General features: G+C 71.3%; 18 protein-coding genes. 16 read left to right on the top strand and 2 right to left on the bottom strand.

What is annotated here, in order from left to right; translation table 11 throughout:
- Positions 1-157: 157 nt before the first annotated feature.
- Positions 158-673 carry a hemerythrin domain-containing protein gene (locus A4V12_RS05220; protein WP_064068027.1) on the bottom strand — a complete coding sequence of 172 codons (516 nt, stop codon included), beginning with the start codon at positions 671-673 and terminating at the stop codon, positions 158-160.
- A gap of 276 nt (positions 674-949) precedes the next feature.
- Here A4V12_RS05220 and A4V12_RS05215 point away from each other — a divergent pair, with 276 nt between their 5' ends.
- The 3 genes from A4V12_RS05215 to nusB are packed head-to-tail and all read left to right on the top strand — an operon-like array spanning position 950 to position 3,112.
- Positions 950-2,056: an aminopeptidase P family protein gene (locus tag A4V12_RS05215; protein WP_064068026.1), complete on the top strand. Its 1,107-nt coding sequence runs from the start codon at positions 950-952 to the stop codon at positions 2,054-2,056.
- Positions 2,057-2,114: 58 nt separating this feature from the next.
- Positions 2,115-2,681 (top strand): elongation factor P, encoded by a 567-nt coding sequence (efp, locus tag A4V12_RS05210; RefSeq protein ID WP_064068025.1) that lies wholly within the window; start codon positions 2,115-2,117, stop codon positions 2,679-2,681.
- A 2-nt stretch (positions 2,682-2,683) separates the two neighbouring features.
- Positions 2,684-3,112 carry a transcription antitermination factor NusB gene (gene nusB, locus A4V12_RS05205; protein WP_064068024.1) on the top strand — a complete coding sequence of 143 codons (429 nt, stop codon included), beginning with the start codon at positions 2,684-2,686 and terminating at the stop codon, positions 3,110-3,112.
- A 166-nt stretch (positions 3,113-3,278) separates the two neighbouring features.
- Here the strand turns inward: nusB and bldD are convergent, their stop codons facing one another.
- A complete protein-coding gene (gene bldD, locus A4V12_RS05200; protein ID WP_064068023.1) occupies positions 3,279-3,779 on the bottom strand; it encodes a transcriptional regulator BldD in 501 nt (166 codons plus the stop codon).
- A 197-nt stretch (positions 3,780-3,976) separates the two neighbouring features.
- Here bldD and pyrR point away from each other — a divergent pair, with 197 nt between their 5' ends.
- The 13 genes from pyrR to metK all read left to right on the top strand — a co-directional run bounded on the left by pyrR (position 3,977) and on the right by metK (position 18,365).
- Complete coding sequence (gene pyrR / locus A4V12_RS05195; RefSeq protein ID WP_064068022.1) at positions 3,977-4,564, top strand: bifunctional pyr operon transcriptional regulator/uracil phosphoribosyltransferase PyrR; 588 nt, start codon at positions 3,977-3,979, stop codon at positions 4,562-4,564.
- A 121-nt stretch (positions 4,565-4,685) separates the two neighbouring features.
- Positions 4,686-5,663 carry an aspartate carbamoyltransferase catalytic subunit gene (locus A4V12_RS05190; protein ID WP_064068021.1) on the top strand — a complete coding sequence of 326 codons (978 nt, stop codon included), beginning with the start codon at positions 4,686-4,688 and terminating at the stop codon, positions 5,661-5,663.
- Between the two features lie 5 nt (positions 5,664-5,668).
- The gene (locus A4V12_RS05185) at positions 5,669-6,955 is read left to right on the top strand and encodes a dihydroorotase (protein WP_064068020.1); all 1,287 of its coding nucleotides are present in this window, start codon (positions 5,669-5,671) and stop codon (positions 6,953-6,955) included.
- Complete coding sequence (locus A4V12_RS05180; RefSeq protein ID WP_064068019.1) at positions 6,952-7,515, top strand: hypothetical protein; 564 nt, start codon at positions 6,952-6,954, stop codon at positions 7,513-7,515. Before A4V12_RS05185 ends, A4V12_RS05180 begins: the two co-directional genes overlap by 4 nt.
- Positions 7,512-8,651 carry a glutamine-hydrolyzing carbamoyl-phosphate synthase small subunit gene (gene carA, locus A4V12_RS05175; protein ID WP_064068018.1) on the top strand — a complete coding sequence of 380 codons (1,140 nt, stop codon included), beginning with the start codon at positions 7,512-7,514 and terminating at the stop codon, positions 8,649-8,651. Before A4V12_RS05180 ends, carA begins: the two co-directional genes overlap by 4 nt.
- Positions 8,644-11,952, top strand: coding sequence for a carbamoyl-phosphate synthase large subunit (gene carB, locus A4V12_RS05170; RefSeq protein ID WP_064068017.1), 3,309 nt, complete (start codon positions 8,644-8,646; stop codon positions 11,950-11,952). The genes carA and carB overlap by 8 nt, the downstream gene beginning before the upstream one ends.
- A 60-nt stretch (positions 11,953-12,012) precedes the next feature.
- Positions 12,013-13,116, top strand: coding sequence for a quinone-dependent dihydroorotate dehydrogenase (locus A4V12_RS05165; protein WP_064068016.1), 1,104 nt, complete (start codon positions 12,013-12,015; stop codon positions 13,114-13,116).
- Positions 13,113-13,955: an orotidine-5'-phosphate decarboxylase gene (pyrF, locus tag A4V12_RS05160; RefSeq protein ID WP_064068015.1), complete on the top strand. Its 843-nt coding sequence runs from the start codon at positions 13,113-13,115 to the stop codon at positions 13,953-13,955. Before A4V12_RS05165 ends, pyrF begins: the two co-directional genes overlap by 4 nt.
- Before the next feature lie 344 nt (positions 13,956-14,299).
- Entirely contained in the window at positions 14,300-14,623 is a 324-nt protein-coding gene (locus A4V12_RS05155) for an integration host factor (protein WP_064068014.1), read from the top strand.
- Between the two features lie 38 nt (positions 14,624-14,661).
- Complete coding sequence (gene gmk / locus A4V12_RS05150; RefSeq protein WP_064068013.1) at positions 14,662-15,255, top strand: guanylate kinase; 594 nt, start codon at positions 14,662-14,664, stop codon at positions 15,253-15,255.
- Between the two features lie 40 nt (positions 15,256-15,295).
- Complete coding sequence (gene rpoZ / locus A4V12_RS05145) at positions 15,296-15,568, top strand: DNA-directed RNA polymerase subunit omega (protein ID WP_005319902.1); 273 nt, start codon at positions 15,296-15,298, stop codon at positions 15,566-15,568.
- Positions 15,569-15,675: 107 nt separating this feature from the next.
- Entirely contained in the window at positions 15,676-16,914 is a 1,239-nt protein-coding gene (gene coaBC / locus A4V12_RS05140; protein ID WP_064068012.1) for a bifunctional phosphopantothenoylcysteine decarboxylase/phosphopantothenate--cysteine ligase CoaBC, read from the top strand.
- A gap of 242 nt (positions 16,915-17,156) precedes the next feature.
- Positions 17,157-18,365 carry a methionine adenosyltransferase gene (gene metK / locus A4V12_RS05135; RefSeq protein ID WP_064068011.1) on the top strand — a complete coding sequence of 403 codons (1,209 nt, stop codon included), beginning with the start codon at positions 17,157-17,159 and terminating at the stop codon, positions 18,363-18,365.
- Positions 18,366-18,516 lie beyond the last annotated feature (151 nt).

Raw genomic sequence — 18,516 nt, 5'->3', positions numbered from 1 at the left:
CTTTGCGGACACTCCCTAGGCGGCGCCGGTTCTCCCCGCGCGGCCGGTCCTGTGCTCGGCGGTCCCGCGCGGCCGGCCCGGCATGACGGAGCGGCGCCCCGGACGGGATCCCGTCCGGGGCGCCGCTCCGTCACGCCGGCCGCCCTTCGGTCACACCTCAGTGGGAGGAACCCTCCACCAGCCGGCGCACGTTCTCCACGCTGCCGCAGTCGGCCGCCAGGTGCCGGCCGCGGGCCTCCTCGAACGCCGCACCGAGTTCGGCGCGCCGTTCGTCCGGGACGTTCTCGCGCGCGTCGTTGAGGAGCGTCCGCTCCTCCTCGTCCGCGTGGTGGTTCACGGCGGTGACCAGCTCCTCCAGCTTCTCGTCCCACTCCTCGGAGCCGGTGTCCTCCACCTCCAGGAGTGCCAGCAGGGCCTCGTTGCCCTCCTGGTGCTCGTGCACGCTGTGCTCGACGTCCTCGTCGTCGACGTTCTTGAAGCGCCGCAGCGCGGGGTAGACCTCGCTCTCCTCCGCCTCGGCGTGGGCCACGAGCAGGGCGGCGAACTCCTGGAGCGCCCCGGCCCGGTCCGCCTGGACGTTCCGCATCGCCCGGAACAGCTCCTCCATCCGGCGGTGGTCGCGCAGGATCAGCTCGACGACGTCGGTGGTCTTGGTGGCAGTGGTGGTCGGCATGGGCGACTCCTTCGAACCGTGACGAATGTGTCCGGTCCGCCGGATACCCCCGTTTCCGCGGTTGACTACCGGCGCTCGTCCGACGGGGTGACGGCAGGGCCACCCGGCCGCACCTCCCACCGGCGGCTCCCACGGCTCCCCACCGCTCCCCCGGGGCACGCGCGGGCACGATCCGGGCCCCGCAGCCGCCGGTTGCCCGGCCTCCCGGGCGGCCCCGGCGCCCCGGTCGGTCCCGCCCGACCTGCCGAGCGGCGCGGGCACTCGTAGGCTCGGGGCATGTCAGAGGTGTTTGCGGACCGCCGAGGGCGGCTGCGCGACCGGTGCGCGGCGTCCGGCTCTGCGGCGGCCCTGGTCTCCCGCCCCGCCAACGTCCGGTATCTCGCGGGTGGCGCGCCGCCGGGCGCCGTCCTGCTGGTGGGCGCCGGCGACGACGTCCTGCTCTGCCCCCGCACGCCGACCGGCGACCCCGTGGAGGGGCGCCTCGACGAGCGGCTGCGGCTCGTGGTCCTGCCCGGGACCGGAACGGACCCGGCGGTCGCGGCCGTCGGCCTCGCCCGCCAGGAGGGGGCGGACGTGCTCGCCGTGGAGGAGCACCACCTGAGCGTGGCCCGCCACCGGGCGATGGGCTCGGTCGAGCCCCGGGTACGCCTGGCGGACCTGGGGACCGCCATCGAGCAGGAACGAATCGTCAAGGACGAGGACGAGATCACCTGTCTGCGGATCGCCGCGGAGATCACCGACCAGGCGCTCGGGGAACTGCTGGAGTCCATCCTCGTCGGTCGCACCGAACGCCACCTCGCCCTCGAACTGGAGCGCCGGCTGGTGGACCACGGCGCCGACGGCCCGGCGTTCGCCACCTCCGTGGCGACGGGCCCCAACGCGGGCCGTGGCGGCCACCGCCCCTCCGACCGCCGCGTCGAGGAAGGGGATTTCCTCTCCGTCTGCCTGGGCGCCAACTACCGCGGCTACCGCTGCGAGATCGGCCGGACGTTCGTCATCGGCACCTCGCCCGCGGACTGGCAGATCGAGCTGTACGACCTCGTCTTCGCCGCTCAGCGGGCCGCCCGCGAATCCCTGACCCCGGGCAGGGCCTACCGCGACGTGGACCGGGCGGCCCGGCAGATCCTGGACGGCGCCGGGTACGGCGAGTGCGTCCCACCCGTCCTCGGACACGGCGTGGGGCTCGAAATCGAGGAGGACCCGCAGTTGGCACCCGGCGCCATGGGTAAACTGGACGCTTGCGTGCCGGTCACCGTCGAACCGGGGGTCCACCTCCCGGGCCGGGGCGGCGTCCGGATCGATGACACGCTCGTCGTACGCCAGGAGGCGGACGGCGGACCCGAGCTACTCACCATCACGACCAAGGAGCTGCTCGCGCTGTAGCGCGTGACGCACCACGCCTCGGTCGTCCACCAGCGTCAGTCCAGGAGATTCCGCAACCGTGGCTTCCACGAACGACCTCAAGAACGGCATGGTGCTCAAGCTCGACAACGACCAGCTCTGGTCCGTGGTCGAGTTCCAGCACGTCAAGCCCGGCAAGGGCCCGGCCTTCGTGCGCACCAAGCTCAAGAACGTGCTCTCCGGCAAGATCGTCGACAAGACGTTCAACGCCGGTGTGAAGGTCGAGACGGCCACCGTCGACCGCCGCGACATGCAGTTCTCGTACATGGACGGCGAGTACTTCGTCTTCATGGACATGCAGACGTACGACCAGCTGCACGTCTCCCGCGCGGCCGTCGGCGACGCCGCGAACTTCCTGATCGAGGGCTTCACCGCCACCGTCGCCACGCACGAGGGCGAGGTGCTCTACGTCGAGCTCCCCGCCGCCGTCGAGCTGACGATCCAGGAGACCGAGCCGGGCGTCCAGGGCGACCGCTCCACCGGCGGCACCAAGCCGGCCATCCTGGAGACCGGCCACCAGATCCAGGTCCCGCTCTTCATCACCACCGGTGAGAAGATCAAGGTCGACACCCGCGACAGCGGCTACCTCGGCCGGGTGAACAGCTAACCGTGGCTGCCCGGAACAAGGCCCGTAAGCGCGCCTTCCAGATCCTCTTCGAGGCCGACCAGCGCGGTGCGTCCGCGCAGGAGGTCCTCGCGGACTGGGTCCGGCACGCCCGGTCCGACGACCGGCAGCCGCCGGTCAGCGAGTACACGATGGAGCTCGTCGAGGGGTACGCGCAGTACGCCGGCCGGATCGACGAGCTCATCGCCACCTACGCGGAGGGCTGGGCGCTCGACCGGATGCCGGTCGTGGACCGCAACATCCTGCGCCTCGGTGCGTACGAGCTCGTCTGGGTGGACGGCACGCCGGACGCGGTGGTGATCGACGAGGCGGTGCAGCTCGCCAAGGAGTTCTCCACCGACGAGTCCCCGTCGTTCGTCAACGGCATGATGGCCCGCTTCAAGGACCTCAAGCCGAAGCTCCGCCGGGACTGATCCCGGACCTCCGTTCCGCCCGAAGGGCCCGCAGCGCATCCGGCGCGGCGGGCCCTTCGGCATGCCGGACGCGGCCCCGGGGCAGACAAGAGCCGCCGGGTGCGTGGAGCGCCCGAAGGCCCCCCGCGCCCGGCGGCAACGTTTCTGCTGTGGTGGGGCCCGGTGGTCAGGCCTCTTCGTGCGCCACCGCGCGGCGGGCGTCCGCGTCCAGCACGCCCCAGCTGATCAGCTGCTCGGTCAGCACCGAGGGCGACTGGTCGTAGATGACCGCCAGGGTGCGCAGGTCGTCCTGGCGGATCGACAGCACCTTGCCGTTGTAGTCACCGCGCTGGGACTGGATCGTCGCCGCGTACCGCTGCAGCGGGCCCGCCTTCTCCGCGGGGACGTGCGCCAGGCGCTCCAGGTCCAGGACGAGCTTCGGCGGCGGCTCGGCGGCTCCGCCCGGCGTGGTGCCCGGCAGCAGCTCCTGCACCGGGACGCCGTAGAAGTCGGCCAGCTCGGCGAGGCGCTGCACGGTCACGGCACGGTCGCCACGCTCGTACGAACCGACCACCACGGCCTTCCAGCGGCCCTGGGACTTCTCCTCCACACCGTGGAGGGAGAGGCCCTGCTGGGTGCGGATGGCACGGAGCTTGGCCCCGAGCTGTTTTGCGTATTCGCTGGACATATAGCTCCCGGGACGAAGGCTGGTAACTCACTGTGAGGTTACGCAGCGTTACTTGGCTGCGTCAAGCCGAATGGTCCGTACCGACGGTCTTGCCGGGGCCGGATCCGCGCAGCTCCGCGGCCCTGGTACCGTGGGTGGCGCAATTCCGACGTCCTTTAAGGTCCGTCCCGTGAGGCGGAGAAGGAGGTCCGTTTCTTATGGACGCCATTCAGCAGTCCGGTGCCGCGCGCCCCGTCCTCGAGGGCCCCGACATCGCGCGGGTACTGACCCGTATCGCCCACGAGATCGTCGAGCGCGCCAAGGGCGCCGACGACGTGGTCCTCCTCGGCATCCCCACGCGTGGCGTCTTCCTCGCCCGCCGCCTCGCCGACAAGCTCGAGCAGATCACCGGCCGCAGGACGCCGGTCGGCTCGCTCGACATCACCATGTACCGGGACGACCTGCGCATGCGGCCCGCCCGCGCGCTGGCCCGCACCGAGATCCCCGGCGACGGCATCGACGGGCGCCTCGTCGTCCTCGTCGACGACGTGCTCTTCTCCGGCCGCACCATCCGCGCCGCCCTCGACGCGCTCGGCGACATCGGCCGCCCGCGCGCCGTCCAGCTCGCGGTCCTCGTCGACCGCGGGCACCGCGAACTCCCGATCCGCGCCGACTACGTCGGCAAGAACCTCCCCACGTCGCTGCGGGAGACGGTCAAGGTCCAGCTCTCCGAGGAGGACGGTCGCGACACCGTGCTGCTCGGCGTGCGGGAGACCGCCCCCACCGCTCCGGCCGGCGAGCGGTAGCACCGCCGTACGACCCCGTCGTACGGCGTGCCGCCGCCGCGCGCCCGCATGCCCGCCGGGCCTGTCCCGGACGGGCCCCGCTCGGCCCTCCTGCCTCCACCACACCGGAGAAAACCCCCAGATGATGCGCCACCTCATCTCGGCCGCCGACCTCACCCGCGACGACGCCGTCCTCATCCTCGACACCGCCGAGGAGATGGCCCGGGTCGCCGACCGGCCGATCAAGAAACTGCCCACCCTGCGCGGCCGCACCGTCGTGAACCTCTTCTTCGAGGACTCGACCCGCACCCGCATCTCCTTCGAGGCCGCCGAGAAGCGCCTCTCCGCCGACGTCATCAACTTCAGCGCCAAGGGCTCCTCGGTCTCCAAGGGCGAATCGCTCAAGGACACCGCGCAGACCCTGGAGGCCATGGGCGTCGACGCCGTCGTCATCCGGCACGGCGCCTCGGGCGCCCCGTACCGGCTGGCCACCTCCGGCTGGATCGACGCCGTCGTCATCAACGCGGGTGACGGCACCCACCAGCACCCCACGCAGGCCCTGCTGGACGCCTTCACCATGCGCCGCCGGCTGGTCGGCCGGGACGCCGGGCTGGGCCAGGACCTGGCCGGCAAGCGGATCACCATCGTCGGCGACGTCCTGCACAGCCGGGTCGCCCGCTCCAACGTGGACCTGCTGCACACCCTCGGCGCCGAGGTCACCCTCGTCGCCCCGCCCACGCTCGTCCCGGTCGGCGTCGGGAACTGGCCCTGCGAGGTGTCGTACGACCTCGACAGCACCCTGCCGAAGTCCGACGCCGTGATGATGCTGCGCGTCCAGCGCGAGCGCATGAACGCCGCGTTCTTCCCCACCGAGCGCGAGTACTCCCGCCGCTACGGCCTCGACGGCGACCGCATGGCGAAGATGCCGGAACATGCCGTCGTGATGCACCCCGGCCCGATGGTGCGCGGCATGGAGATCACCGCCGAGGTCGCCGACTCCGGCCGCTGCACGGTCGTCGAGCAGGTCGCCAACGGCGTCTCCATCCGCATGGCCGTCCTGTACCTGCTGCTCGGCGGCAACGAGTCCGCCGTCGCCCACACCCGTACCGAGGAGAAGTAAGAACGATGAGCAAGATCCTGATCCGTGGTGCGCGGGTACTGGGCGGCGAGGCCCAGGACGTCCTGATCGACGGCGAGACGATCGCCGGGGTCGGCACGGACCTGCCGGCCGGTGACGCCACCGTCGTCGAGGCCGAGGGAAGGATTCTCCTCCCGGGCCTGGTCGACCTCCACACGCACCTGCGCGAGCCGGGCCGCGAGGACTCCGAGACGGTCCTCACCGGTACCCGGGCGGCCGCGAGCGGCGGCTTCACCGCCGTGTTCGCCATGGCCAACACCTTCCCGGTCGCCGACACCGCCGGTGTCGTCGAGCAGGTCTACCGGCTCGGCCAGGAGCACGGGTACTGCGACGTGCAGCCCATCGGCGCCGTCACCGTCGGTCTGGAGGGCAGGAAGCTCGCCGAGCTGGGCGCCATGCACGAGTCCGCGGCCGGCGTCACCGTCTTCTCCGACGACGGCAAGTGCGTCGACGACGCCGTGATCATGCGCCGCGCCCTGGAGTACGTGAAGGCCTTCGGCGGCGTCGTCGCCCAGCACGCCCAGGAGCCCCGCCTCACCGAGGGCGCCCAGATGAACGAGGGCGTCGTCTCCGCCGAGCTGGGCCTCGGCGGCTGGCCGGCCGTCGCGGAGGAGTCGATCATCGCCCGCGACGTGCTGCTCGCCGAGCACGTCGGCTCCCGCGTCCACATCTGCCACCTGTCGACCGCCGGCTCCGTCGAGATCGTCCGCTGGGCCAAGTCGCGCGGCATCGACGTCACCGCCGAGGTCACCCCGCACCACCTGCTCCTCACCGACGAGCTGGTCCGCTCGTACAACCCGGTCTACAAGGTCAACCCGCCGCTGCGGACCGAGCGCGACGTGATGGCGCTGCGCGAGGCGCTGGCCGACGGCACGATCGACATCGTCGCCACCGACCACGCCCCGCACCCGCACGAGGACAAGGACTGCGAGTGGGCCGCCGCCGCCATGGGCATGGTCGGCCTGGAGACCGCGCTCTCCGTGGTCCAGCACACGATGGTCGACACCGGCCTGCTGGACTGGGCGGGCGTCGCCGACCGCATGTCGTTCGCCCCCGCCCGCATCGGCCGCGCCACCGGCCACGGCCGCCCCGTCTCGGCTGGTGAGCCCGCCAACCTCACCCTGGTCGATCCGGCATACCGTGGAGCGGTGGACCCCGCGGGCTTCGCCTCCCGCAGCCGCAACACGCCCTACGAGGGCCGCGAGCTGCCGGGGCGCGTCACCCACACCTTCCTGCGGGGCCGGGCGACGCTCATGGACGGGAAGCTGGCGTGACACCTCTGATCGAACTCGCCGCCGAGCCGAAGTCGGCGGAGGTGACCGACTGGGCCGCCCGGCTCGGCTGGGTCGCCGGACTGCTGCTCTTCATCGCGCTCGTCTACTGGCTGATGCGCCAGGGGTGGAAGTGGCGCGGCAGCCTCCAGTCCGGCCTCCCGGACCTCCCCACCGCGCCGGAGGCGCCCGGTACGGCGAGACTGACGATGAGCGGCCGCTACCACGGCTCCACCACCGCCGGGCAGTGGCTCGACCGGATCGTCGCCCACGGCCTGGGTACCCGCAGCCGCGTCGAGCTGACGCTCACCGACGAGGGCCTGGAGGTCGTCCGCCCCGGGGCGCGCGACTTCTTCGTCCCGGCCGGCCGGCTGCGCGGGGCCCGGCTCGACAAGGGCATCGCCGGCAAGGTCCTCGCGGAGGGCGGCCTGCTGGTCGTCACCTGGGAGCACGGCGACACCCTGATCGACTCCGGCTTCCGCTCCGACCGGGCGGCCGAGCACACCACCTGGGTCGAGACCCTGAACACCATGACCACCACGACGGAAGGCACCGCACGATGACCACCTCCACCCGGGGAACCAAGGTTCCCGCCGTACTCGTCCTGGAGGACGGCCGCATCTTCCGCGGCCGTGCCTACGGGGCCGTGGGGGAGACCTTCGGCGAGGCCGTCTTCTCCACCGGCATGACCGGCTACCAGGAGACGCTGACCGACCCGTCGTACCACCGCCAGGTCGTCGTGATGACCGCCCCGCACGTCGGCAACACCGGCGTCAACGACGAGGACCCCGAGTCCGGCAGGATCTGGGTCTCCGGGTACGTGGTCCGCGACCCCGCCCGCGTCCCGTCGAACTGGCGCTCCCGCCGCACCCTCGACGAGGAGCTGGCCGCCCAGGGCGTCGTCGGCATCAGCGGCGTCGACACCCGCGCCCTCACCCGCCACCTGCGCGAGCGCGGCGCCATGCGCGTCGGCATCTTCTCCGGCGAGGCCGTCGCGGACGACGCCGCCCTGCTCGCCAAGGTCCAGGCCGCCCCGCAGATGAAGGGCGCCGACCTGGCCGCCGAGGTGGCGACCAAGGAGCCGTACGTCGTCCCGGCCATCGGCGAGAAGAAGTTCACCGTCGCTGCCGTCGACCTCGGCATCAAGGGCATGACCCCGTACCGGATGGCCGAGCGCGGCATCGAGGTGCACGTCCTGCCCGCCACCGCCACCGCCGAGGACGTCTACGCCGTCAACCCCGACGGTGTGTTCTTCTCCAACGGCCCCGGCGACCCCGCCACCGCCGACGGCCCCGTCTCCGTCATGCAGGCCGTCCTGGCCCGCCGGACGCCCCTGTTCGGCATCTGCTTCGGCAACCAGATCCTGGGCCGCGCGCTCGGCTTCGGCACCTACAAGCTGAAGTACGGCCACCGCGGCATCAACCAGCCCGTGCAGGACCGTACGACCGGCAAGGTCGAGGTCACCGCGCACAACCACGGATTCGCCGTCGACGCCCCCCTCGACACCGTGTCCGACACCCCCTTCGGCCGCGCCGAGGTCTCCCACGTCTGCCTCAACGACAACGTGGTGGAGGGCCTCCAGCTGCTCGACCAGCCGGCCTTCAGCGTCCAGTACCACCCCGAAGCGGCCGCCGGCCCGCACGACGCCGCGTACCTCTTCGACCGCTTCGTATCCCTGATGGAGGCCGAGCGTGCCTAAGCGCACCGATATCCAGTCCGTCCTGGTCATCGGCTCCGGCCCGATCGTCATCGGCCAGGCCGCCGAGTTCGACTACTCCGGCACCCAGGCGTGCCGCGTCCTCAAGTCCGAGGGCCTGCGGGTCATCCTGGTGAACTCCAACCCCGCGACGATCATGACCGACCCGGAGATCGCCGACGCCACCTACGTCGAGCCGATCACGCCCGAGTTCGTCGAGAAGATCATCGCCAAGGAGCGCCCCGATGCGCTCCTGCCCACCCTGGGCGGCCAGACCGCGCTCAACACCGCCATCTCCATGCACGAGCAGGGTGTCCTGGAGAAGTACGGCGTGGAGCTGATCGGCGCCAACGTCGAGGCGATCCACAAGGGCGAGGACCGCGACCTGTTCAAGGGCGTCGTGGAGGCCGTCCGCGCCAAGATCGGCCACGGCGAGTCCGCCCGCTCGGTGATCTGCCACTCCATGGACGACGTCCTCAAGGGCGTCGAGACGCTCGGCGGCTACCCCGTCGTCGTCCGCCCCTCCTTCACCATGGGCGGCGCCGGCTCCGGCTTCGCCCACGACGAGGAGGAGCTGCGCCGCATCGCCGGCCAGGGCCTCACGCTGTCGCCCACCACCGAGGTGCTCCTGGAGGAGTCCATCCTCGGCTGGAAGGAGTACGAGCTGGAGCTGATGCGCGACAAGCACGACAACGTCGTGGTCGTCTGCTCCATCGAGAACTTCGACCCGATGGGCGTGCACACCGGTGACTCGATCACCGTCGCCCCGGCGATGACCCTCACCGACCGCGAGTACCAGATCCTCCGGGACGTCGGCATCGCGATCATCCGCGAGGTCGGCGTCGACACCGGCGGCTGCAACATCCAGTTCGCGGTCAACCCCGAGGACGGCCGGGTCATCGTCATCGAGATGAACCCGCGCGTCTCGCGCTCCTCCGCGCTCGCGTCGAAGGCCACCGGCTTCCCGATCGCGAAGATCGCCGCCCGCCTCGCCGTCGGCTACACCCTCGACGAGATCCCCAACGACATCACCGAGAAGACGCCGGCCTCCTTCGAGCCGACCCTCGACTACGTCGTCGTCAAGGCCCCCCGCTTCGCCTTCGAGAAGTTCCCCTCCGCCGACTCCACGCTGACCACCACGATGAAGTCGGTCGGCGAGGCCATGGCCATCGGCCGGAACTTCACCGAGGCGCTCCAGAAGGCGCTGCGGTCGCTGGAGAAGAAGGGCAGCCAGTTCACCTTCACCGGCGAGCCCGGCGACAAGGACGAGCTGCTGCGCGAGGCCGTGCGGCCCACCGACGGCCGCATCAACACGGTCATGCAGGCCATCCGCGCCGGCGCCACCCCGCAGGAGGTCTTCGACTCCACGAAGATCGACCCCTGGTTCGTCGACCAGCTGTTCCTGATCAAGGAGATCGCCGACGAGCTCGCCGCCGCCGAGAAGCTCGGCCCCGAGCTGCTCGCCGAGGCCAAGCGCCACGGCTTCTCCGACGCCCAGATCGCCGGGATCCGCGGCCTGCGCGAGGACGTCGTCCGCGAGGTCCGCCACGCCCTCGGCGTCCGGCCGGTCTACAAGACGGTCGACACCTGCGCCGCCGAGTTCGCCGCGAAGACCCCGTACTTCTACTCCTCGTACGACGAGGAGAGCGAGGTCGCCCCGCGCGAGAAGCCCGCGGTGATCATCCTCGGCTCCGGCCCGAACCGCATCGGCCAGGGCATCGAGTTCGACTACTCCTGCGTCCACGCCTCCTTCGCCCTGAGCGACGCCGGCTACGAGACCGTGATGGTCAACTGCAACCCGGAGACGGTTTCCACCGACTACGACACCTCCGACCGCCTGTACTTCGAGCCGCTGACGCTCGAGGACGTGCTGGAGATCGTCCACGCCGAGACCCTCGCCGGCCCCGTCGCGGGCGTCGTCGTCCAGCTCGGCGGCCAGACCCCGCTCGGCCTCGCCCAGGCGCTCAAGGACAACGGCGTGCCGGTCGTCGGCACCTCCCCGGAGGCCATCCACGCCGCCGAGGACCGCGGCGCCTTCGGCCAGGTCCTCGCCGAGGCCGGGCTGCCCGCCCCCAAGCACGGCACCGCGACCACCTTCGCCGGCGCGAAGGCCATCGCCGACGAGATCGGCTACCCCGTCCTCGTACGCCCGTCGTACGTGCTCGGCGGCCGCGGCATGGAGATCGTCTACGACGAGGCGCGCCTGGAGGCGTACATCGCCGAGTCCACCGAGATCTCCCCGACCCGCCCGGTGCTGGTCGACCGGTTCCTCGACGACGCCATCGAGATCGACGTCGACGCCCTCTACGACGGCACCGAGCTGTACCTCGGCGGCGTCATGGAGCACATCGAGGAGGCCGGCATCCACTCCGGCGACTCCGCCTGCGCCCTGCCTCCGATCACGCTCGGCGGCTTCGACATCAAGCGGCTGCGCGCCTCCACCGAGGCGATCGCCAAGGGCGTCGGCGTGCGCGGCCTGATCAACATCCAGTTCGCCATGGCCGGGGACATCCTGTACGTGCTGGAGGCCAACCCCCGCGCCTCCAGGACCGTGCCCTTCACCTCCAAGGCGACCGCCGTGCCGCTGGCGAAGGCCGCCGCCCGCATCTCGCTGGGCGCCACCATCGCCGAGCTGCGCGAGGAGGGCCTGCTGCCGAAGAACGGCGACGGCGGCACCCTGCCGCTGGACGCGCCGATCTCCGTCAAGGAGGCCGTGATGCCCTGGTCGCGCTTCCGCGACGTGCACGGGCGCGGCGTGGACACCGTCCTCGGCCCCGAGATGCGCTCCACCGGCGAGGTCATGGGCATCGACGCGGTCTTCGGCACCGCGTACGCCAAGTCCCAGGCCGGCGCCTACGGCCCGCTGCCCACCAAGGGCCGCGCGTTCATCTCGGTCGCCAACCGCGACAAGCGCTCGATGATCTTCCCGGCCCGCGAGCTGGTCGCCCACGGCTTCGAGCTGCTGGCCACCTCCGGCACCGCCGAGGTCCTCAAGCGCAACGGCATCAACGCCACCGTCGTGCGCAAGCAGTCCGAGGGCGAGGGCCCCGGCGGCGAGAAGACCATCGTCCGGCTCATCCACGACGGCGAGGTCGACCTCATCGTCAACACCCCGTACGGCACCGGCGGCCGCCTCGACGGCTACGAGATCCGCACCGCGGCCGTGGCGCGCGGCGTCCCGTGCCTGACGACGGTCCAGGCGCTCGCCGCCGCCGTCCAGGGCATCGACGCGCTGAACCACGGCGGAGTGGGCGTCCGTTCCCTCCAGGAACACGCACAGCACCTGATCGCGGCCCGCGACTAGCAGCCCACGAGGGGGACACCGGCAAACGGTGTCCCCCTCCTCATGAGGACACCACACACCATGTACAAGCTCTTCTTCCGGCTGTTCTTCACCCGCATGGATCCCGAGCAGGCCCACCACCTGGCCTTCCGCTGGATCCGGCTGGCCGCCCGCGTCCCCGTGCTGCGCACCTTCCTCGCCGCCGCCCTGGCCCCCCGGTACAAGGAGCTGCGCACCGAGGCCTTCGGCCTGCGGATGCACGGCCCGTTCGGACTGGCCGCCGGCTTCGACAAGAACGCCGTCGCCATCGACGGCATGGCGATGCTCGGCTTCGACCACGTCGAGATCGGCACGGTCACCGGCGAACCGCAGCCCGGCAACCCCAGGAAGCGCCTCTTCCGCCTCGTGCAGGACCGCGCCCTGATCAACCGCATGGGCTTCAACAACGACGGCTCGGCCGCCGTCGCTGCCCGCCTCCACGCGCGCGTGCCGGTCTTCCGCACCGTCGTGGGCGTCAACATCGGCAAGACCAAGGTCGTCCCGGAGGCCGAGGCCGCCGCCGACTACGTGAAGTCGACCGAGCGGCTCGCCCGCCACGCCGACTACCTGGTCGTCAACGTCTCCTCGCCCAACACCCCGGGTCTGCGCAACCTCCAGGCCACTCAGTCCCTCAGGCCCCTTCTGACGGCCGTCCGCGAGGCCGCCGACCGCACGGTCACCGACCGCCGCGTCCCGCTGCTCGTCAAGATCGCCCCCGACCTGGCCGACGAGGACGTCGACGCCGTCGCCGACCTCGCCGTCGAGCTGGGCCTGGACGGCATCATCGCCACCAACACCACCATCGCCCGCGAGGGCCTGAAGTCCCCGGCCCGCCTGACCGGCGAGACCGGCGGACTGTCCGGGGCGCCGCTCAAGGAGCGCTCCCTGGAGGTGCTGCGCCGCCTGTACGCGCGCGTGGGCGACCGCATCACGCTCGTGGGCGTCGGCGGCGTCGAGAACGCCGAGGACGCCTGGCAGCGCATCCTGGCCGGTGCCACCCTGGTGCAGGGCTACAGCGCCTTCGTCTACGAGGGCCCCTTCTACGCCCGGGCCGTCCACAAGGGCCTCGCGGCCCGGCTGAACGCCTCCCCGTACGCCACCCTCGCCGAGGCCGTCGGCGCCGACACCCGAAAGGCCGCCGTATGAGCCCGCTCGAACCCTTCGGTGCCCGTCTGAGGCACGCCATGGACTCCCGTGGCCCGCTGTGCGTCGGGATCGACCCGCACGACTCGCTGCTGTCCGCGTGGGGCCTGCACGACGACGTCCAAGGCCTGGAGCGCTTCACGCGCACGGTCGTCGACGCCCTCGCCGACCGGGTGGCCGTCTTCAAGCCGCAGAGCGCGTTCTTCGAGCGGTTCGGCTCGCGCGGCGTAGCGGTGCTGGAGCGGGCCGTCGCGGACCTGCGCGACGCGGGCGCCCTGGTCGTCCTGGACGCCAAGCGCGGCGACATCGGCTCCACGATGACCGCGTACGCCGAGACGTTCCTGCGGAAGGACTCGCCGCTCTTCGCCGACGCGCTCACCGTCTCCCCGTACCTGGGGTACGGCTCGCTGAAGCCCGCCGTCGACCTGGCGCGCGACAACGGCTGCGGCCTGTTCGTCCTCGCCCTCACCTCCAACCCGGAGGGCGCCGAGGTCCAGCGCGCGGTCCGCGAGGACGGGCGGACCGTCGCGGCCACCATGCTGGCCCACCTGGCCGCCGAGAACGCGGGCGAGGCCCCGCTCGGGTCGTTCGGCGCGGTGGTGGGCGCCACGCTCGGCGACCTCTCCTCGTACGACCTGGACATCAACGGTCCGCTCCTCGCCCCGGGCATCGGCGCCCAGGGCGCGACCCCGGCCGACCTGCCGGCGGTCTTCGGCGCGGCCGTGCGCAACGTCGTGCCGAGCGTCAGCCGGGGCGTGCTGCGCCACGGTCCCGACGCGGCGGCCCTGCGGGCCGCGGCGGAGCGGTACGCGGACGAGGTGCGGGCGGCGGCCGGCGCCTGACACCGCCGGTCCCGGCCCTTCCGGGAGTCCTTCGGAGCCCACGGTCACCCCGAGGTGACCGTGGGTTCCGGCGTCACGGGGTGTGACGCACCTCACGTTCGGTCGCCGGGCCGGTGCCCTGCTTCGAATCTGGACACAAAACCGGGTCGTTATGTCGCGAATGTCTGGGTAGATCGATGCTGACCAGGACTTTTCCGCTGTTCTCGCTGACTCTGGCGGCCATGGCCGCTAGTCTCCGTCGCAGAGCCAACGTGCACTGCGTTGTTCGTTGCTCCCCTGGTGTGGGCCGACTAGGTTCCTCACCGGTCCGTATCCGACAGTTCGACATCCGAGGTGACGTAGGCGTGGCTCTTCCGCCCCTTACCCCTGAACAGCGCGCAGCCGCGCTCGAAAAGGCCGCCGCGGCTCGCCGGGAGCGGGCCGAGGTCAAGAATCGACTCAAGCACTCCGGCGCCTCGCTCCAGGAGGTCATCAAGCAGGGCCAGGAGAACGAGGTCATCGGCAAGATGAAGGTCTCCGCCCTCCTGGAGTCCCTGCCGGGCGTGGGCAAGGTCCGCGCCAAGCAGATCATGGAGCGGCTCGGCATCTCCGAGAGCCGTCGTGTGCGGGGTCTCGGCTCCAACCAGATCGCCTCCCTGGAGCGCGAGTTCGGCAGCACCGGGGCCTGACGTCCGGGGTACCGGAGTAAACCTGGAATAATCGCCCCATGGCTGCAACATCCCGGGGGACCGCCCCCGAGCCCCCGGACGTACGTCCGCGACTGACCGTGCTCTCCGGCCCCTCCGGGGTCGGCAAGAGCACGGTCGTCGCCCATATGCGCAAGGTCCACCCCGAGGTCTGGTTGTCGGTGTCCGCCACGACCCGCAAGCCGCGACCCGGCGAGCGGGACGGCGTGCAGTACCACTTCGTCGCCGACGACGAGTTCGACAAGCTGATCGCCAACGGCGAGCTGCTGGAGTGGGCCGAGTTCGCCGGAAACCGCTACGGCACCCCGCGCCGCGCGGTGCTCCAGCGGCTCGAGGCGGGCGAGCCCGTGCTCCTGGAGATCGACCTCCAGGGCGCGCGCCTGGTCCGCGAGTCGATGCCCGAGGCCCAGCTCGTCTTCCTGGCACCGCCGAGCTGGGACGAGCTGGTCCGCCGGCTGACCGGCCGCGGCACCGAACCGCCGGAGGTCATCGAGCGGCGCCTGGAAGCGGCCAAGGTCGAGCTCGCGGCCGAGTCCGAGTTCGACACCACCCTGGTCAACACCTCCGTCGAGGACGTAGCCCGTGAGCTGCTAGCCTTGATGCAAGTTGTTTGATCTTTGTCCCATTTTCCAGAAGTTTTTCGGAAGGTAGAGCGTGTCCTCTTCCATCACCGCGCCCGAGGGCATCATCAACCCGCCGATCGACGAGCTGCTCGAGGCCACTGACTCGAAGTACAGCCTCGTGATCTACGCGGCCAAGCGTGCGCGTCAGATCAACGCGTACTACTCGCAGCTCGGTGAGGGCCTGCTGGAGTACGTCGGTCCGCTGGTGGACACCCACGTCCACGAGAAGCCGCTCTCGATCGCCCTGCGGGAGATCAACGCGGGTCTGCTGACCTCCGAGGCCATCGAGGGCCCGGCCCAGTAGGCGCCCCACTGCACGAATCGCGACAGGCCCGGTGGACACTCCGCCGGGCCTGTGGTGTGTCATGGAGTCGTACGACTCGTACGAGTCACGGAGCCGGGAGGCGTTGAGTGGACAAGCCGAAGGTCGTCCTCGGAGTCAGCGGCGGCATCGCCGCCTACAAGGCGTGCGAGCTGCTGCGGCGGCTCACCGAGTCCGGCCACGACGTACGGGTCGTGCCGACCGCGTCCGCCCTGAACTTCGTCGGCGCCGCCACCTGGTCCGCCCTGTCCGGCCATCCCGTCTCGACCGAGGTCTGGTCGGACGTCCACGAGGTGCCGCACGTCCGCATCGGGCAGCACGCCGACCTCGTGGTCGTCGCCCCGGCCACCGCCGACATGCTCGCCAAGGCCGCACACGGCCTCGCCGACGACCTGCTGACCAACACCCTCCTCACCGCCCGGTGCCCGGTGGTCTTCGCGCCCGCGATGCACACCGAGATGTGGGAGCACCCCGCCACCCAGGAGAACGTCGCCACGCTGCGCCGCCGCGGCGCCGTGGTGATCGAGCCGGCCGTGGGCCGCCTCACCGGCGCCGACACCGGCAAGGGCCGGCTGCCCGATCCCGACCAGATCTTCGAGCTCTGCCGCCGGGTCCTCGCGCGCGGCGGCGCGGCCCGGCCCGACCTCGCCGGCCGCCACGTCGTGGTGAGCGCGGGCGGCACCCGTGAGCCGCTGGACCCGGTGCGCTACCTGGGCAACCGCTCCTCCGGCAAGCAGGGGTACGCCCTGGCCAGGACCGCCGCGGCCCGGGGGGCCCGGGTGACGCTGATCGAGGCCAACACGGGCCTGCCCGACCCGGCGGGCGTCGACGTGGTCCACGTGGGCACCGCCGTCCAGCTGCGCGAGGCGGTGCTCAAGGCGGCGGCCGACGCGGACGCCGTGGTGATGGCCGCGGCCGTGGCGGACTTCCGCCCCGCCGCGTACGCCGCAGGCAAGATCAAGAAGAAGGACGGCCAGGAGCCGGCCCCCGTCGCGCTGGTGCGCAACCCCGACATCCTGGCCGAGATCTCGGCGGAGCGGGCCCGTCCGGACCAGGTGGTCGTCGGTTTCGCGGCAGAGACGGACGACGTCCTGGCCAACGGCCGCGAGAAGCTCCGCCGCAAGGGGTGCGACCTGCTCGTGGTGAACGAGGTGGGGGAGCGCAAGACGTTCGGCGCCGAGGAGAACGAGGCCGTGGTGCTGGCCGCGGACGGTGCGGAGACGCCCGTGCCGTACGGCCCCAAGGAGACCCTGGCGGACACCGTCTGGGACCTGGTCGCCCCGCGGCTCGCCGCCCCGGCCGACGGCGACTCGGACAAAACTGGATGAATTTCTGAATTCGCCCCTTTGGGTGGATGAAACCCCAAGAAAACCGGCGTTCCGGCCCGCGGTGCGAGCCGTTCCCGCTGCTGCGGGTGGGGCAGATGTGGCCGATCACGCTCCCACCGTGCGAGACACCTGGTCCAACGGCCGAGAGCGCCCGATAAACTGTCCTCGGAACGACGCGGGGCGCAGCCCCCTGCCGGTCCGCAAATGATCAGCCAGCAGCCGCTGCAAACCCAGGGAGCGTTGTGTCCCGTCGTCTCTTCACCTCGGAGTCCGTGACCGAGGGTCACCCCGACAAGATCGCTGACCAGATCAGCGACACGATTCTCGATGCGCTGCTGCGGGAGGACCCCACCTCCCGCGTCGCCGTGGAAACGTTGATCACCACCGGCCTGGTGCACGTGGCCGGCGAGGTGACGACCAAGGCGTACGCCGACATCCCCACGCTCGTGCGCAACAAGATCCTGGAGATCGGCTACGACTCCTCGAAGAAGGGCTTCGACGGCGCCTCCTGCGGTGTCTCCGTCTCGATCGGCGCCCAGTCGCCGGACATCGCGCAGGGCGTCGACACCGCCTACGAGAAGCGCGTCGAGGGCGACGAGGACGAGCTCGACAAGCAGGGCGCGGGCGACCAGGGCCTGATGTTCGGATACGCGTCGGACGAGACGCCCGAGCTGATGCCGCTGCCGATCCACCTCGCCCACCGGCTGTCCAAGCGGCTGACCGAGGTGCGCAAGAACGGCACCATCCCCTACCTGCGTCCCGACGGCAAGACACAGGTCACCATCGAGTACGACGGCGACAAGGCCGTCCGCCTCGACACGGTCGTCGTCTCCTCCCAGCACGCCTCGGACATCGACCTCGAGTCGCTGCTCGCCCCCGACATCCGCGAGTTCGTCGTCGAGCACGTCCTCAAGCAGCTCCTGGACGACGGCATCAAGCTGGACACCGAGGGCTACCGGCTGCTGGTCAACCCGACCGGCCGTTTCGAGATCGGCGGCCCGATGGGCGACGCCGGCCTCACCGGTCGCAAGATCATCATCGACACGTACGGCGGCATGGCCCGCCACGGCGGCGGCGCGTTCTCCGGCAAGGACCCGTCCAAGGTCGACCGCTCGGCCGCCTACGCCATGCGCTGGGTCGCCAAGAACGTCGTCGCGGCCGGGCTCGCCTCGCGCTGCGAGGTCCAGGTCGCGTACGCCATCGGCAAGGCCGAGCCGGTCGGCCTGTTCGTCGAGACCTTCGGCACCGCCAAGGTCGACGTGGAGCGGATCGAGAACGCGATCGGCGAGGTCTTCGACCTCCGCCCGGCCGCCATCATTCGCGACCTCGACCTGCTGCGGCCGATCTACTCGCAGACCGCCGCGTACGGCCACTTCGGCCGTGAGCTCCCCGACTTCACCTGGGAGCGCACCGACCGCGTGGACGCGCTGCGCAAGGCCGCGGGCCTCTAGGGAGTGTCCGCAAAGTATCGGCGTCCGCCCGGAGGGCGGGGGTCGCGGTGTCCGGTGCGTGCGATCGCAAGGCGGAGGAGGGAGCCATGGCGGTGGGGGCACCTCCCGTGCCCGAAGGGCCACGGGGGACATGGTGACCGACGACAACGCC

It is taken from the genome of Streptomyces noursei, from assembly GCF_001646665.1.
GTDB lineage: Bacteria > Actinomycetota > Actinomycetes > Streptomycetales > Streptomycetaceae > Streptomyces > Streptomyces lavendulocolor.
Note: the sequence above shows the minus strand (reverse complement) of the source record. Positions and strands in the feature narration are given on the sequence as shown.